This is a genomic window from Sphaerisporangium sp. NPDC049003, from assembly GCF_043197795.1.
Taxonomy (GTDB): domain Bacteria; phylum Actinomycetota; class Actinomycetes; order Streptosporangiales; family Streptosporangiaceae; genus Sphaerisporangium.
The window spans coordinates 1-15,086 of record NZ_JBICTU010000025.1 but is presented as its reverse complement, the minus strand read 5'-3'; the positions used below and the strand labels follow the sequence as shown (position 1 = coordinate 15,086).

General features: G+C 68.0%; 12 protein-coding genes and 1 tRNA gene. 4 read left to right on the top strand and 9 right to left on the bottom strand.

Annotated elements, in window-relative coordinates; all coding sequences use genetic code 11:
- The first annotated feature begins 264 nt into the window (after positions 1 to 264).
- The 3 genes from ACGFIV_RS26060 to ACGFIV_RS26050 all read left to right on the top strand — a co-directional run bounded on the left by ACGFIV_RS26060 (position 265) and on the right by ACGFIV_RS26050 (position 4,755).
- Positions 265 to 3,186, top strand: a complete 2,922-nt coding sequence (locus ACGFIV_RS26060) for a UPF0182 family protein (protein ID WP_392838027.1) — start codon at positions 265 to 267, stop codon at positions 3,184 to 3,186.
- Positions 3,187 to 3,297: 111 nt separating this feature from the next.
- Positions 3,298 to 3,374, top strand: a tRNA-Met gene (locus ACGFIV_RS26055).
- Between the two features lie 199 nt (positions 3,375 to 3,573).
- Positions 3,574 to 4,755, top strand: a complete 1,182-nt coding sequence (locus ACGFIV_RS26050) for an FAD-dependent oxidoreductase (RefSeq protein ID WP_358547131.1) — start codon at positions 3,574 to 3,576, stop codon at positions 4,753 to 4,755.
- On the opposite strand, the gene ACGFIV_RS26045 is transcribed toward ACGFIV_RS26050, so the two are convergent.
- The 7 genes from ACGFIV_RS26045 to ACGFIV_RS26015 form a co-directional block, all read right to left on the bottom strand.
- Entirely contained in the window at positions 4,718 to 5,626 is a 909-nt protein-coding gene (locus ACGFIV_RS26045; protein WP_358547133.1) for a hypothetical protein, read from the bottom strand. The two genes, ACGFIV_RS26050 and ACGFIV_RS26045, sit on opposite strands and share 38 nt — an antisense overlap.
- Before the next feature lie 7 nt (positions 5,627 to 5,633).
- Complete coding sequence (locus ACGFIV_RS26040) at positions 5,634 to 6,626, bottom strand: SCO2521 family protein (protein ID WP_358547136.1); 993 nt, start codon at positions 6,624 to 6,626, stop codon at positions 5,634 to 5,636.
- A 37-nt stretch (positions 6,627 to 6,663) separates the two neighbouring features.
- On the bottom strand, positions 6,664 to 7,596 hold the full coding sequence (locus tag ACGFIV_RS26035; RefSeq protein WP_358547139.1) for an SCO2522 family protein: 933 nt from the start codon (positions 7,594 to 7,596) through the stop codon (positions 6,664 to 6,666).
- On the bottom strand, positions 7,593 to 8,510 hold the full coding sequence (locus tag ACGFIV_RS26030) for an SCO2523 family variant P-loop protein (RefSeq protein ID WP_358547142.1): 918 nt from the start codon (positions 8,508 to 8,510) through the stop codon (positions 7,593 to 7,595). The genes ACGFIV_RS26035 and ACGFIV_RS26030 overlap by 4 nt, the downstream gene beginning before the upstream one ends.
- A 2-nt stretch (positions 8,511 to 8,512) precedes the next feature.
- Entirely contained in the window at positions 8,513 to 10,345 is a 1,833-nt protein-coding gene (locus ACGFIV_RS26025) for an SCO2524 family protein (protein WP_358547144.1), read from the bottom strand.
- A 30-nt stretch (positions 10,346 to 10,375) separates the two neighbouring features.
- Positions 10,376 to 11,194, bottom strand: coding sequence for an SCO2525 family SAM-dependent methyltransferase (locus ACGFIV_RS26020; RefSeq protein ID WP_358547147.1), 819 nt, complete (start codon positions 11,192 to 11,194; stop codon positions 10,376 to 10,378).
- Positions 11,195 to 11,419: 225 nt separating this feature from the next.
- Positions 11,420 to 12,235: a UbiA family prenyltransferase gene (locus ACGFIV_RS26015; RefSeq protein WP_358547149.1), complete on the bottom strand. Its 816-nt coding sequence runs from the start codon at positions 12,233 to 12,235 to the stop codon at positions 11,420 to 11,422.
- A 120-nt stretch (positions 12,236 to 12,355) separates the two neighbouring features.
- Between ACGFIV_RS26015 and ACGFIV_RS26010 the strand changes: the two genes are divergently transcribed.
- Positions 12,356 to 13,942 carry a bifunctional 3'-5' exonuclease/DNA polymerase gene (locus ACGFIV_RS26010; RefSeq protein WP_358547152.1) on the top strand — a complete coding sequence of 529 codons (1,587 nt, stop codon included), beginning with the start codon at positions 12,356 to 12,358 and terminating at the stop codon, positions 13,940 to 13,942.
- A gap of 1 nt (position 13,943) precedes the next feature.
- Here ACGFIV_RS26010 and ACGFIV_RS26005 read toward each other — a convergent pair whose 3' ends face one another.
- Together ACGFIV_RS26005 and ACGFIV_RS26000 are read right to left on the bottom strand one after the other, a co-directional pair.
- Entirely contained in the window at positions 13,944 to 14,135 is a 192-nt protein-coding gene (locus ACGFIV_RS26005) for a hypothetical protein (protein ID WP_358547154.1), read from the bottom strand.
- A gap of 106 nt (positions 14,136 to 14,241) precedes the next feature.
- A complete protein-coding gene (locus tag ACGFIV_RS26000) occupies positions 14,242 to 14,643 on the bottom strand; it encodes a hypothetical protein (protein ID WP_358547161.1) in 402 nt (133 codons plus the stop codon).
- Positions 14,644 to 15,086: the final 443 nt, after the last annotated feature.

The window sequence follows — 15,086 nt, the reverse complement described above, 5'->3', positions numbered from 1 at the left end:
GGGAACCCGCCGGGTGCCCGGGGCGTTGGGCCACCTGTACGCGCACGTCCTATCCGGTGGCGTCGCGCGTGCTCCGAGCCGTGCCCGACCTCACGCGGCGCGTGGGCCGGCCGGGCGCGGGAAGGCCGCAAGTTGTGGCCCGACCGTGCCCGTGGCTTGGAAGGTGACCGCTTCACTACCGGTGTAGGTTGCCAGACACGGACCGTTACTCGTGAAATCTAGGGGTGGGCCTTGACCTTCCGGAACCCCGGCGCGGGTCGGGCGATGCGTATGCCCCGCCGGCCGCGGCTTCTCGTTCCCGTCGCGATCACTCTGGTCGCGATCGTCATCTTGTTCTTCGTGTTCGCCGGTATCTTCACCGACTGGCTGTGGTTCGACTCGGTCGGCTACACCTCGGTCTTCTCGACCATGCTCGTCACCCAGCTGCTGCTGTTCGTGTTCGGCGCGCTGCTGATGGGCGGCGTGGTCGGCGGCAACATGATCATCGCCTACCGCGCCCGTCCCCTGTTCGGGATCGGCATGTTCGGCGGCGCCTCCCAGGGGGCCGACCGCTACCGCGCGGCGATCGACCCGCACCGGAAGATGGTCTTTCTGGTCGGGCTGGCGGTGCTGGGCCTGTTCACCGGCTCCTCCACCGCGGGCCAGTGGAAGACCTGGCTGCTCTTCATCAACGGGTCGTCCTTCGGCAAGTCCGATCCGATGTTCCACATGGACATCTCGTTCTTCATGTTCACCTTCCCGTTCATCCGGATGGTGCTGAACTTCCTGTTCACCGCGGTGATCATCTCGATCGTCGCGGCGGCGATCGTCCACTACCTGTACGGGGGCTTCCGGCTGCAGTCGCCGGGCCTGCACGCCACGCGTGCCGCCCGGGTCCACCTGTCGGTGCTGGTGGGCCTGTTCGTGCTGCTCAAGGCCGTCGCGTACTTCACCGACCGTTATGGCCTGGTCTTCTCCGACCGGGGCAAGGTCTTCGGCGCCTCCTACACAGACGTCCACGCCGTGCTGCCCGCCAAGAGCATCCTGGCGATCATCGCGCTGATCTGTGCCGCGCTCTTCTTCGCCGGCATCGTACGGTCCGGCGGCATGCTCCCCGGAGTCGGCTTCGGGCTCCTCGTGCTCTCGGCCGTCCTGGTCGGCACCGTCTACCCGGCGCTGGTCGAGCAGTTCCAGGTCAAGCCGAACCAGCAGAGCAAAGAGCAGGACTACATCCAGCGCAACATCACGGCGACCAGAGACGCCTACGGGGTCTCGTCCACCGAGGTCACCCCTTACAGCGCCAAGACGCAGGGCACTCAGCAGGAGCTCCAGAGCGAGGTCTCGACGATCCCCGGCGTGCGCCTGCTCGACCCGAGCGTGCTCTCCCCGACCTTCGAGCAGCTCCAGCAGATCAAGGGTTACTACCAGTTCCCCGACCAGCTCGACGTCGACCGCTACAAGATCGACGGAGTGTCGCGCGACACGGTGGTGGCGGTCCGTGAAGTCGGCAAGGCTCCGGACAGCAACTGGATCAACGACCATCTGGTCTACACCCACGGCTTCGGGTTCGTCGCCGGCCCGGGAAGCAAGACCGACCCCCAGGGCAAGCCCGACTTCATCGTGAAGGACATCCCGCCCACCAAGGGGCTGGGCGACTTCGAGCCGCGCATCTACTTCGGTGAGAACTCCCCCGAGTACTCCATCGTCGGCGGCGGCGCCAAGCCCATCGAGCTCGACTTCCCCGAGCAGAGCAACAACGGGCAGGGCAGCGGCCAGGAGAACTTCACCTACACCGGCAAGGGCGGCGTTCCCATCGGGAACTTCCTCACCCGCCTGCTGTACGCGAGCAAGTACGGCGAGACCAACCTGCTGCTGTCGTCCGACATCAACAGCAAGTCGCGCATCCTGTACAACCGCGACCCGCGCGACCGGATCCAGCAGGTCGCCCCGTTCCTGACGCTCGACGGCGACCCCTACCCCGCGATCGTGGGCGGGCGCATCCTGTGGATCGTCGACGGCTACACGATGTCCGAGGACTACCCCTACTCCGAGCGTCGCAGCTTCGGTGACATGACCAGGGACACCTCGACCGAGAGGCTCCTGACCGCCCCGCAGCCGCGCGACCACATCAACTACATCCGCAACTCGGTCAAGGCGACGGTGGACGCCTATGACGGCACCGTCTCGCTGTACGCCTGGGACGAGAAGGACCCGCTGCTCCAGACCTGGGAGAAGGCCTTCGGCGGCGTCATCCAGCCGAAGTCCAAGATCTCGACCGAGCTCATGGAGCACCTGCGCTACCCCGAAGACCTGTTCAAGGTGCAGCGCGACATCCTCGGCAACTACCACGTCACCGACTCGAACGCGTTCTACGGCGGCCAGGACTTCTGGAAGGTGCCCGAGGACCCGGCGAGCTCGAAGACCAAGCAGCCCCCGTACTACGTGACGCTCAGGATGCCGAACGAGGCGGAGCCGCGCTTCTCGCTCACCACGACCATGGTGCCGAACAACCGGGACAACCTGGCGGCCTTCATGGCGGTGGACGCCACCGGCGACTCGGCCACGAAGATCAAGATCCTTCAGCTACCGAGCGACACGACCATCCCCGGTCCCAAACAGGCGCAGAACACCTTCGACACGAAGGCCGCCAGCGTCCTGAACGACCTGCGGATCGGCGGCACGACGGAGACCTTGAACGGCAACCTGCTGACCCTGCCGTTCGGCGGCGGCCTGCTGTACGTCGAGCCGGTCTACGTCCAGCCGAAGGTGCAGAACTCCGCGCGCTATCCCACCCTGGCGCGGGTGCTGGTCATGTTCGGGTCCGACGTGGGCATCGGAACCACGCTCGCGGACGCGCTGAACCAGGTGTTCGGCCAGGGCCAGCAACTGCCGTCCACCCCGACGACGCCGCTGACGCCGAGCCAGCCGAACACCTCCACCGTGACGCCCGATCTCACCAAGGCCTTCGACAGCGCCCAGAAGGCGTACGAGGACGGGCAGAAGGCGATCAAGAACGGTGACTTCGCGGCGTACGGCGAGGCGCAGAAGCGGCTCGCCCAGGCGCTGAAGGACCTGGAGTCGGCGCTGGGCAAGCAGAAGCCCAGCCCGTCGGCCACGCCCTCGGCGACGCCCACCGGGGCGCCGGCGGCGGCCGCCACCGCGACGCCCACGGCGAGCCCCACTCCAACGCCGACGCCCAGCTCGTAGGCGTGTTCCGGGGCGGGTACGGCCGGCGACGGCCGCGCCCGCCCCGGAACGGCGAGGACCATACGATTTGCCAGTGCCCCAAAGGGCCGATAGTCTTTAAATGCAAGCCGACGCGGGGTGGAGCAGCTCGGTAGCTCGCTGGGCTCATAACCCAGAGGTCGTAGGTTCAAATCCTACCCCCGCTACCAATGAGGGCCCGGGATCCAATGGATCCCGGGCCCTCACGCATGTCCGGGTCGGATTGTCTCCCGATGTCGCTCGGCTCTCCTCGGCGTTGTCCCGCCGCGATATCGTCGTACGGACGCAAATGCCTCGTTGAGAAAGGAATGGGTCCGCGTATCGCGCGAAAACAGGGCACGGGCACTACGGGGTGGCGAGGAGTCGCGCGTGCGCGCAACCTATGACGTGACCATTGCCGGTGGGGGGATCGTTGGTTGCGCCATCGCCCATCGGCTCAGCGCCGAAGGCCGCACAGTTGTGCTCGTCGATGGAGGTGCCAGGCTCGGCAGCGGGGCTTCCTCGGCGGCGATGGGCGGCATCATCACCGAGACCGACGAACTGTGCCTGGGCCCATTGCGCGAGCTCGTCAAACGCAGCCGAGATCTGTATCCCGTGTGGCTGGAAACCATTATCGGCCTGTCGGGAATACAGGTTCCATTGCTTTCCACCGGCGCTCTGCAAATCGCGCTGGACGACGAGGAGATGGCCAGGCTCCAGGAAAGCGTCCTGCCCCGCTGGCGCGCCATCGAAGCGAAGGTCGAGCCCCTGTCGAGGCACGAGGTGCTCCGGGTCGAGCCGCTCATCAGCCAGGAGGTCCGGGGCGGATTCCACCTGCCGACCGAGCTGGCTCTGGAGCCGCCGCGGCTGATGTCCGCGCTCTCGGCCGTCCTCTGGCGGGACCCGGCGGTCCGGATCGAGTCGCGCTCGTGGGTCGAGCGCGTGGACGTCCACGCGGGCGGCGTGGCCGTGACCCTCGGAGACGGCGCCCGCGTCGAGTCCGGCCACCTCGTCGTGGCCGGCGGCCACCTCAGCGGGTCCCTGGTCCCGGACCACGCGAACCTGCTGCTCCCGATCAAGGGGGAGGCGATGGAGGTGGTGGCTCCCGGCGCGCGTGGCTACCCCATGCGCCATCACGTCTACGCCTGCGTCGAGGGGCGCGACATCTACGTCGTCCCGAGGATCGACGGACGGCTCGCGGTCGGGGTCACCTACGAGCGGGGCCGATCGGACACGGCGCCCACGCCGGGGAACCTCGCGGTCATGCGGCGCGGGCTGGCCGTCCTCGCCCCGGAGGCCGCCACCTGGAGGCACGGCCGGCACTGGGCGGGCGTACGACCGGGGAGCCTGGACGGCATCCCGCTCATCGGTCACGTCGAGCCCCACGGCCGGGTGATCCTCGCCACGGGGCACGTCGGGCTCGGCATCACGCTCGCGCCCGTCAGCGCCGAGCTCGTCGGCGCGCTGCTCGACCGCGGCCGTACCGCCGACGCGGCCACGCGCGCGCTGCTCGGGCTGTGCGATCCGGCGAGGTTCAGTCCAGCGGTCGCGCCAGCGCCCACAGATGGGTGAACCTCTCCGACAGGGTCCTCACCTGCACGGGGTCGAGGACGAGCTGCGTGTTCTTGATCATGTAGATGCCCTCGCCCACGCTCGGCCCGAGGGTCGTCTCGTAGCTGACCACCCCGTCGAACACGATGAAGTCCGACAGCCAGCCGCGCAGGGTGGTCGGGATCGTCGACGGGTCGAGCACCCGCACCTCGATGTTCACCTCCGCCTGCCAGGTGTAGACGCGCCTGAACAGCTCCTCGTCGGGCCGGTCGGAACGATCTAGGACGAAGATACGCCGGACCCGGACGCCCTTGTCCGCGCGGTCACGCTGGTTCTCCAGGTATCGCATGCCGAGGTCGGTCGTCCAGAAGCCGCCCTCGATGTCCCAGGCTCCGGCGTCGACCATCGGGATGCTGATCGCGTCTATCGACGCGCTCGCGTGCTTCGACAGGCCGAGCAGCCAGTCGCGGTCCTCGCCCTCCTGGGTCACGATGCCCTCGCTGAGCTCGCGCAGGAAGTGGGTCATCCGGGCGATCTCCGACTGCGCCAGGTCCTGGATCAGCTTCGGCAGGTCGGTGCTCAGCGCGGTGGCGTTGCGCACGAACTGGGTGATCACATCGGTCTGCAGGGCGGACGTCTCGGCCAGGCCGAACAGCTCCGTCGCCTCGTTGATCCGGTTGAAGCCGCTGTCGACCAGCAGGTGCAGCGCGCTGTGATGCACGCGCTGGTCCCGCAGGACGGCCTGCAACTGCCTGTCGACGTCCACGAGGAACTGCACCACGAACACCGCTCCGCCGATGAAGACCGACAGGGTCACGCTGGACAGGACATCGGCCTCGGCCACGAGCACATTGGTCAGCACGAAAGACGACCCGCCGATCAGGAGGGTCACCAGGATCTTACGTACCGTCTGGGGGAGTAACTCGGCTCGAGATGGGGTCGCCATCTGCTTCTCGCCTGCTCTCTGCCATCACGCTTAGAAGAGATAGGGTGTTGACCGCGACCTGGTCGCGGATTCTTTCTACAGACGATTTCCATTGCCGGGAGAAACCCGGGTGCCTTTCCAGCTCCTCCCACAAAGGCTGGAAGGAGTCGTCCATACGGGCTCCCGGCATCCACAGGTGCAGCAGATGGTCGATCGCGGGCGACAGCTTCGCGGCGATCTGCGTGGGGGCCGCGGTCCCGATGAGAGCCCGTTCGATGAGCGTCTGCAGCGTTGTCAGAAGCCAGTCGTGAAGGGCCAGGTCCTCGCAGAAGGCGACGATCCGCGTATCCGGCTCCCCGGTGAGGCGCAGCGTGCGGAGCATGCCGTTCCAGAGGGTGAGCCGTACGGGCGGGAGGCCCTCCTCCTCTTCCGCCTTCCCCCGCTCCATCACCCATCGCAGCCGGGTGCGGGTCGTCTTGAACGGCGTCTTCCGGTCCAGCCGCGGAGAATCCTGGACGCGGTTCATCAGCCGCCCGCTTATCGCCCCGAAATCGAGTATGTCCAGCGCGAGTTCCGACGCCATGAAACCGTCGGCCATGTCACGCCAGCGTGGCCTGCCCTGCACCTCGACCTGCCCCGGGCGCGCCAGGTAGTGCGACCAGGGCATCCGGTAGTCGCGTTCCGCCCGCACGATGACGGCGTAGGACGAGCCCTGCAGGATCCGTCCTCCGGTGATGGCGGCGCGGTGGGTCACCGTACCGGTCGCCCTGATGCGCGCACCCGACAGGCTCGGGAGGCGGCAGTCGACCCCGGCGAGGACCTCGGGGGAGATCGCGTGGGGCAAGGGGCGCAGCGAGGTACGAACCTGCTCACCTGAGACGAGACAGAGAGCTTCCCGGCACTGGGCGTCGGAGAGCTCTCCCCGGTTGCGCAGGAGCCCGGTGTGCACTTCCCCCACTATCAACATGTGGCCTCCAGGCCGGTCCCTCGCAGGCGGCCGGTCCCTACAGGAAGACGTAGGAGACGCGGTCGACGACTTCGTCCTCAAGCCGCAGGCCCTCGCCGCGCGCGCGGCCGGCCACCTGCGAGAGCACCACCGGATCGGCCGCCACCTGGCCGAGGATCGTCCGTACGGCCAGCTCGACGGGAAGGAACCGCGAGGACAGGACCGACGCGGTGCGGTAGGCGGCGAACGGCGGGGCCCCGGGGTTGAGCTGCACGAAGGGCGGAAGCGCGTCCCAGTCGCCGGGGAACCCCTCCTCCACGCGGGACATGGTCACCACCGGCCTGCCGTGGTGCCGGAGCAGGCCGAGGCGCATCAACTGCCAGACGGCGGCGAGGTAGGGGCAGGACCACACCCGCGTACCGCGGGGCTCGTCCCAGAGCTCCACGTCGATGAAGATCGAGTGCCGCCGGGCGGCGTTCTGCTCGGGAGGCCGCCAGCCGGACTCGGTGCCCATGGCCTCGGACTCGGCTCCGTCCGCTTCTCGCCGGCCGTTGCAGAGCCAGCCGCTCTTGGTCAGCGGCGGGCGCGACCCGTTCGACCCCGGGGCCGGGTCGTCGACGATCCGGTCGAGGACCAACCGGGCCACGTCCACGGTGCCCGAGTGGGCGCAGGCCGACTCCCGGGCCAGGTAGTCGATCACCAGCCCGGCCTCAGCCGCCGCCTCGATCACCATGGGCACGACCTCGGCCGGAGTGCTGAAACGGCTGAAGTAGTCGTCGATGAGGAAGCACGTGCTCACCCGCGCCTTCGGGTGGAGCGTCCTGCGCAGGGTCTCGAACCAGGGCGCGACCAGGCGGAACTGCTCACGGATGCGCTCGGGGCCGACGGCGAAGTCCTCCATGTACAGGTGGCCGAGCTCGACGGAGACGTGGGACAGGGGAGTCGACTCGATTCGGCGCTCCGCGGTGTCCTCGGTGAAGACGGCTTTCACAGTCCCTCCCAGGCGTGCACGTCGAAGATCTTCGTGGCCAGGTCGTCGAACGCCTTGATCGTGTTCTCGTTGGCGATGCGGCTCGCGTAGACGTCCTCGTCGACGATGAGCTGTTCCCTCCACTGCAGCACCGGGTCAAGCGGCACCTTCCCGAGCATCGCCGTACGGCCGACCCGGTGGCGCCTCGCCAGCTCGTGCAGGTCGCGGTTGCACTCGTCGAGCCAGGCGAGCTGCGTGGAACGCAGGGCCGAGAGCTCAGGCGCGCTCGGCTCGACGACGGCCGTGCGGACGAAGCGGATCTGCTCGGCGAGGGCCCTCTTGTCGTGCCCGTGGGCGGCGCCGACCTCCAGCAGGCCCCGCTTGTCGTACACGAGCCCGGACGCCGCGATGATGTGCTGGCGGGTCCACCGGTGGTAGACGAGCCACCGGAAGGGGACGGCCGCGAGCTCGGGGTGCGCGGTGGCGGCCAGGACCATGTCGGCGGCGTACGAGCGTCCGGCGCTGAGGTCGATCAGGCAGAGGTCGAACTCTTCCTGCAGGAGGAGGAAGAGCCGTACGCACTGCTGGACGATCCCCGTCGTGGTGCGGAACTCGCCGCCGCTCGAATCGCCGGGAAACAGGACGAGCTGCCCGGCACCGGGCGGCTTGCCGCGCAGCGCGCCGCGGTCGGACTCGGCCCAGATATCGATGCGGTACGGCTCCTGGACCTTCTCCTGAAGGTAGGAGTGCATGCCGCCGCGGTCGGTGCCGCGCTCCGCCGTGCTCACGTTGAAGATGGCGCCGGCCGTCGGGGAGCCGAAGTCGAAGTCCAGATAGCAGACGTCGTTGCCGTCGAGCGCACGGCGGTACACGATGTTGCTGCTCGTCACGGAACGGCCGGTGCCGCCCTTGTCGCTGATCGCGAAAACCAGCATCGTCAGCCTCCCTCCGTGGCGTTCTCCCGGGCGAGGGCCAGCAGTTCGAGATCGCGGAGGCACTCGCTGACGAGGGCGATGGCGCTCCCCGGCCGCGAACGGATGATCACCCGCGCTCGCCCGAGGTTGGCCTCGATGCTTCGCAGCTTCGGCTGGAGCGCCTGCCTGGAGCCGGCCACCCAGATGAGCTGCTCCTGGTCGTACAGATGCTCGGCCTCGCTGAGCATCTCGTTGGCGATGTCGGCGAGCAGCGGGCTGCGGATGGGCTGAGTCTCGATGGTCTTGGCCGCCGAGACCAGGAACTCCACCGCGCGTTCTGTGAAGTACCAGGACGGCAGGTCGGTGACCGGTTCGAGGTCGGTGAAGACCCTGGACGGCTGGTCCCACAGACCCGTGGCCGGGCCCTTGGTGTAGCGGCGGTGGGAGATGTGGTCCCAGATCTCGTCCGCGAGGGACAACAGCCGCTCGCGCATCTGGGTGCTGCGGGCGATGGACGCCACGCCCATGGTCCGCTTCAGCAGCGTGATGGAGAAGTCCGAGATGAGCCAGTGCATCGGCGGGCCCAGGGCGTCGCTGCCGTCGAGCTGGTAGACCACGCCCGGCGAGTGCATCCTCACCGGGGGGTCGTCCCTGGTGGCCCGGCGGGTGATGCGGGCTCTCATGGCCAGCTCGTCGAGGATTCCGGCGACGCGGCTGAGGACCGTGTCGGTCGCGCGGGTGCTCAGAAGGTTCTCGACCACCATGGCGGTGACCAGGAGGGAGAAGTAGTCGGACTCGACGTCGTCGGTCGTGCGCCAGGGGATGTCCTCCAGCGGCCAGCGCCCACGTCCGTACATGGCGACGCGTGCCCAGTAGGCCTGGGTGAGGTCCCAGCGCCGCTGCAGGGCGTTGGCGAGCTGCTGCTGCTCGTCGTCGAGCAGGCCGAGGACGCGTGTGCGCTCCGAGAACAGGTCGGTGATGGTCGTCAGCGCGATGACGGTGAAGTAGAGGAACGGCAGGTTGGGCGCGATGCCGTTCGGCTGCGGCCCCACGTCCAGGTCCGTCTCGACCTCCGGGGCGTCCTGGACGATGCCCCAGCTCCAGCCACACTCGAAGATGAGGTTGTGGTTGTCGAGGTCGACCTGCCCGGATCCGATGGTGAGGTCGCGCAGGCCGGCCCGTACGCCCGTGAGCTGCTTCTGCAACTCCTCGACGACCCGGCGCTCCGGGAGGTTCTCCTGGTTGACCGAGCGGATGAGCGCCTTGCCCTGGGGTGAAGCCGGGTCGAACACATTGATCGTGAAGCTGCGCAGAAGGTTGACCATGGCCGCCGACAGCCGCTTGCCGGCGCGCGTCTCCACGTCGGCGATCTCCTTGAGGAGATCCTCACGGCGTACGCTGCGGCGGAAGACCCGGAGGAACCCGAGGACGCTCAGCATCAGGGTCACCGACATCGAGAACGAGTCCACGACGTCGAGCCGCTGCTGTTCCTTGGTCGGTTCCTGGTCGGGGTCGTTCGATTTGAAGTAGCTGCCGCCGGCGAACACCGGCCGGCCCATGTCATCGGTGTAGGCGTCGAGGTACTCGCCGATGACCTTGATCAGGGTCTTGGGGATCTCGACGCTGTCCCCGAGGGCGCCGAGCGCGTCGAGGACGTCCTCGGCCGTCTCGTCGGGTACGTCGAGCTTGAATCCGACCAGCTCAGAAGCCGGAAACATGAGACATAAGAGTTGCTCGGTGTCCGAAATCGAGTTGGAGCCGTCACGCCCGCCCCACGTCCACCGGCCATCTTGGATAGACGCGCGGGAAACTGCTTTCCAGACTTCGAGAAGTTGTTGCCGTGGCTGCAGTTTCATAGGCGCAGGACCTCTCCCGGCGGCGTTACGTCACTTTCGCAGTCGACCATGCGCCAGGATCATCCCGCTGTAGCCCTCGCGCAGCAACCCGTCACTGTCAATATGCCTCACGACGACATCAGGCGCGTACGGTATCAGTTTTCTGCGCACCACAAGCTCGTCGACTCTGATGGCCGGAAAGAAATGGGTGCCGACCCGGTAACCCTCGGAGTTCTCCATGAGGGCGATCACGAACGGCGCTCCCGGCCTGAGCGCCTCAAGAAAGCTTCTGATCGCCCGTTCGAATTCCAGCTTGGCGGTCGTGATCGATTCGGCGACGAAGAACATGGTGCCGAGGTCCCACTTGGCCCGCGGGAGTTCGAAGACGCTTCCCTTTCGCACCACGGCGCGTTCGGCGAGGGCGAAGCGCGAGTCACGGATCTTCTGGTAGCGGATCTTCTCCTGCAGCACCTTCCAGAAGGGGTCCCACGTCGGGGAGTAGTTGAGCACCTCGTGCTCCAGCCACTCGACGTTGGCGCTGGAGTGCTCCCACAGCGTGATCTTGCCGCACAACGGCAGCATCGCGAGCGCGGGATAGAGATTGGGACCGGTCCCCACGTCGAGGCCCTCGGCATCGTAGACATCGCGTATGCCCGCGAAGAAATCGCGCACCTGTTCGACTATTTTTCGGTCGTCCTCGCGAAGTACGCCGTAATTGTGCTGCCAATACGCGTGGGGATCGAACTCGTCCCAGGGGTAGTCGGTGTTTCTCGAACCCTTGACGAGCGTGTCGCCCGCTTGATTTCCTGTCATTGCGCGCCGCTGCCTTATCTCGTCTCGGTCGGTGGAGCCCTCTGCCGCCGGGGCCACGCCTCTCCCCAGAGGGTGAGGACCGGGACGACCAAGGTCCTACTCTTATACACTCGTCCCCTGTGTTTTCGCAGGTCATTCCCAGTCTGTGATAGCTTGATCACTTCTTGCGAGTGTGAAGGTCACGGTACGGATAAATCTCGGAACATGTGAGTTGGACGGACCCCTTCCAGAATAAGCGACTAATGGAACGATCCGCTATTTTCGGGCATTTCGGACTTGTCATCACACGAGGCTCGCGCCCTGGGCGGCGAACATCATGATGTCGATGGCGGCCACGGCGACGGTCACGGCGAAGGCGGCCCGCCGCACCGAGCGCCGGGCCACGATCAGGCTCCCGCCCAGCACGAGCGCGACCGCTCCGAGACCGGCCACACCGACCGGCCCCCCGCGATCCCCCGGAGCCAGGGCGATCACCACGGACGCGGCGACCAGGAGAAGCGCGGCGCCGAGCCTCGCCCCCGTCGGCCCGAGACGCTGGGGAAGGCCGCGCACCCCGAGCGCGAGGTCGTCGGGCAGGTCGGGGACGACGTTGGCGAAATGGGCTCCCATACCGAGCAGCGCCCCCGCCAGCAACGCCCACCACGCGGGCCACGGCTCCCCGGGCAGTCCCAGCGTCACGAATGCGGGCAGCAGGCCGAAGGCGACCGCGAAGGGCAATGGCGAGGCCACTCCGGCCTTGAGTCTGAGGTTGTACAGCCATCCACAGGCGACGGCGGCGAGGTGCACGATCCCGGCCAGGACGCCGCTGGCGAGCGAGAGCGGCACACACAGGGCCAGCGCGGCGAACGCGGCCCTCGCGACCGTGCGAGGCTCGGCCGAGTCGCCGGTGAGCGGCTTGTCTGGCCGTCCGATGGCGCGGTCGCGTGCGCGGTCGATCCAGTCGTTGCTCCAGCCGATCGACAGCTGACCGCTGAGCACGGCGGCGCCGACCAGGAACGCGCCGCCCGTGCCCCGCCCGGCACCCGCCGCGAGCGCGCAGCCCACGGCCGTGACGACCGCCGTGGGACCCGGGTGACACGCCTTGATCAACGCAAGCATGTGATCAGACTCGCGCCCGCACCCCCGTCCACGCAACGCACCGCCACCGGATGAACGCGCGGACCGCGCACTCGAACCTGTGATCGAAGACTGTCGGTGGCCTCGGATACTCTCGTCGGTATGCGGATCGCGGTGACGGCGGACGCCGGCGGCGGCACGCTGCGACCGATAGGGGAGGGCGCCAGGCGCGTCGGCGACCTCGCGCGCGCCATCGGCGACCTGGAGAGATCCGAGCGTCCCCGGTGGATCTGGGCCGGCACCCATGACATCTACCCGGCGCTCCTCGCCCGCGACGTACGGCTGGCGCGTTGTCACGACCTGACGCTCACCGAGTCACTGCTCCTCGGTCACGAGGGCAGGTACGGCGAGCCCAGGTCGGCGCAGGCCGCGTACGCCAGGCTGCACGGCCTCCCGGTCCCCGACGACGGGGCGGGCCCACACGCCGTGCAGGACACGCTGTTCGAGCCCGAGCCCGCCGAGATCGACGTCACCGAGGTCTATCTCGACCAGCTCAGAAGGATCGAGGCCACCGAGAGCCCCGGCCGCTTCCGTCTCCTGGTCGCCGCGGAGTCGGCCGGAGCCCTGATCGCCGCCGAGATGGGCCACGACGGCATGCCCTGGCGTGAGGACGTCCACGACGAGTTGCTGACGGGTCTCCTCGGACCCCGGCCCGTCCACGGCATGCGGCCCGCGAAGCTCCAGGCCCTCGCCGACCAGGTGAGCGCCGCCTTCGGCGCCACCGTCAACCCCGATTCCCCGCAGCAGATCGTCAAGGCCTTCAAGTCGGCGGGCCTCGACGTCTCCTCGACCAGGTCCCACGTGCTCAAGCAGGTCGACCATCCGGCGGTCGCGCCCCTGCTGGCATACAAGGAGCTGGCCCGGCTCCACAGCTTCCACGGCTGGGCCTGGGCCCACCAGTGGGTGCGCGATCACCGGTTCCATTCCGAGTACGTGGTGGGGGGCGTGGTGTCGGGCCGCTGGGCCACCAGCGGGGGAGGGGCGCTGCAGATCCCCAAGGTGATGCGCCGCGTGGTGGTCGCCGACGAGGGGTGGCGGCTGGTCGTGGCCGACGGGGCCCAGCTCGAACCCCGGGTGCTGGCGGCGATGGCCGGCGACCGCGGCCTGGCCCGCGCGGCGGGGGAGATCGACCTGTACGCCGCGCTGGCCCAGGCCTTCGGCGGCGCCCGCGACAACGCCAAGATCGCCATGCTCTCCGCGATGTACGGCGGCACCAGCGGAGACGCCTCGAAGCTGCTGGCCATAATGCGGCAGAGGTTCCCGCAGGCGTACGCGTTCGTGGAGGACGCCGCGCGATCCGGCGAGGAGGGCCGACTGGTGCGTTCCTGGCTCGGACGTACGTGCCCGCCCCCGTCGGCGCACTGGCGGAACCTCGTCACAGGCCCCGAGGGCAGCCGCGCGGCGCGCGACCGCGGGCGGTTCACCCGCAACTTCGTCGTGCAGGCCACCGCCGCCGAGTGGGCGCTCACCCTGATGGCGTTGCTGCGCGGGCGGCTGCCCCATCCGGCCAGGCTGGTGTTCTTCCAGCACGACGAGGTGATGGTCCACTGCCCGGAGGACCTCGTCGGCGAGGTGTCGGCGGCGGTGGGCCGGGCGGCGGAGGACGCCACCCGCCTGCTGTTCGGAGAGACGCCCGTCCGCATTCCCATGGAGGCGGTGGCGGTGTCCTGCTACGCGGACGCGAAATAGGTCACGCGACGGCTCTTATCAGGTGCAGTGACTTCCTGCCGGCCCAGCCGAGCAGGCAGATGCTGAAGACAGCCTGGACGGTGCGCAGCCAGCCTGGCGTGGTCGTGGCGGCGAAGACCACCACGCCCAGCCAGAGCAGGCCGAATACCGCTACCAGGGCGATGGCCGCCCAGTTCAGCCCCCGGATCCACATGGGGGAAGTCTTCCAGGACGACCCTCATGTCAGGGCAAAGGCTGTCATCTCAACAAGTGAGCTTGCATCACCGATTTCGACGGAATGTTGCTAGTGCGGGTTGTCGCTAGTGAGGCAGCCTGCGCGAGACGCCGGCGCACCGGCGCATCCGCCCGCCCGTCCTGAGGCGGGCGGGCGGCGCCTCCTCCAGATGGGCGAGCAGCTCTTCGGCCATACGTGCGTCCGCGAGGATGCGCACGACCTCCTCGTCGCCGGCGGGGAGCTGGCCCCGCTTGTCCAGCTCGTGCCGCAGGAATGTCAGTGGGTCGGCGTCTCCTACGGCGTCGGAGGCGACGGTCGCCCGTCCGGCCGTCAGCAGGCCCAGGTACTGGGTGCGAAGGGTCGCTTCGCGAAGTCGCGCTTGCTCCAAGTCGTCCAGCAGGGTTCGGGCGATCTGCAGGAGATCGTCTGAGTCGCCCTCCTCGGCCGCGATGTGAGCGCGGATGTCGTCGAACTCCGACCGCGTCATGATGACCACCTCCACGGGCGGGGATCCGGGCACCGGGGTGGCGCCAGCGGAGTCCCGCACCCTCTTCGTAACGTCTGGCGATTGCGGATGACTTGCTGGCAGGTTGCGCCGGCGCGAATCGCTCGCTGTTTGGGATGGCTGAGGGGCGGGAAAGGTTTACCGGATATCAGAGTGGCGTCCGGCACTCCTGGGATGCTGCTAGAGTTTCCCCTCGTTGGGCGGCGATCAGGGCCCCGGGAGATCCAAAAAATCTTGCGGGCTACTGGCCTGCCCACACCCCCATCTAGCGTCGGGATCATCCCGGTTGATGCAGTAAGATTGCATCTGTCCGGTTGATCCGGTAAGTTAGACGGGTTGCCCTGGAGACGGGGCGGCCGAACTGTACCAGTTCGGGGCGGTTTCTGCCAGATCGGATGATTTGACAGAAAGTGTCTGGATCTGGT

Excerpts from the sequence above, each read along its gene's own strand:
- ACGFIV_RS26005 (WP_358547154.1), bottom strand. The coding sequence starts at position 14,135 with ATGTGGATCCGGGGGCTGAACTGGGCGGCCATCGCCCTGGTAGCGGTA.
- ACGFIV_RS26010 (WP_358547152.1), top strand. The coding sequence starts at position 12,356 with ATGCGGATCGCGGTGACGGCGGACGCCGGCGGCGGCACGCTGCGACCG.
- ACGFIV_RS26060 (WP_392838027.1), top strand. The coding sequence starts at position 265 with ATGCGTATGCCCCGCCGGCCGCGGCTTCTCGTTCCCGTCGCGATCACT.
- ACGFIV_RS26040 (WP_358547136.1), bottom strand. The coding sequence starts at position 6,626 with ATGTTGATAGTGGGGGAAGTGCACACCGGGCTCCTGCGCAACCGGGGA.
- ACGFIV_RS26025 (WP_358547144.1), bottom strand. The coding sequence starts at position 10,345 with ATGAAACTGCAGCCACGGCAACAACTTCTCGAAGTCTGGAAAGCAGTT.
- ACGFIV_RS26015 (WP_358547149.1), bottom strand. The coding sequence starts at position 12,235 with ATGCTTGCGTTGATCAAGGCGTGTCACCCGGGTCCCACGGCGGTCGTC.
- ACGFIV_RS26000 (WP_358547161.1), bottom strand. The coding sequence starts at position 14,643 with ATGACGCGGTCGGAGTTCGACGACATCCGCGCTCACATCGCGGCCGAG.
- ACGFIV_RS26030 (WP_358547142.1), bottom strand. The coding sequence starts at position 8,510 with ATGCTGGTTTTCGCGATCAGCGACAAGGGCGGCACCGGCCGTTCCGTG.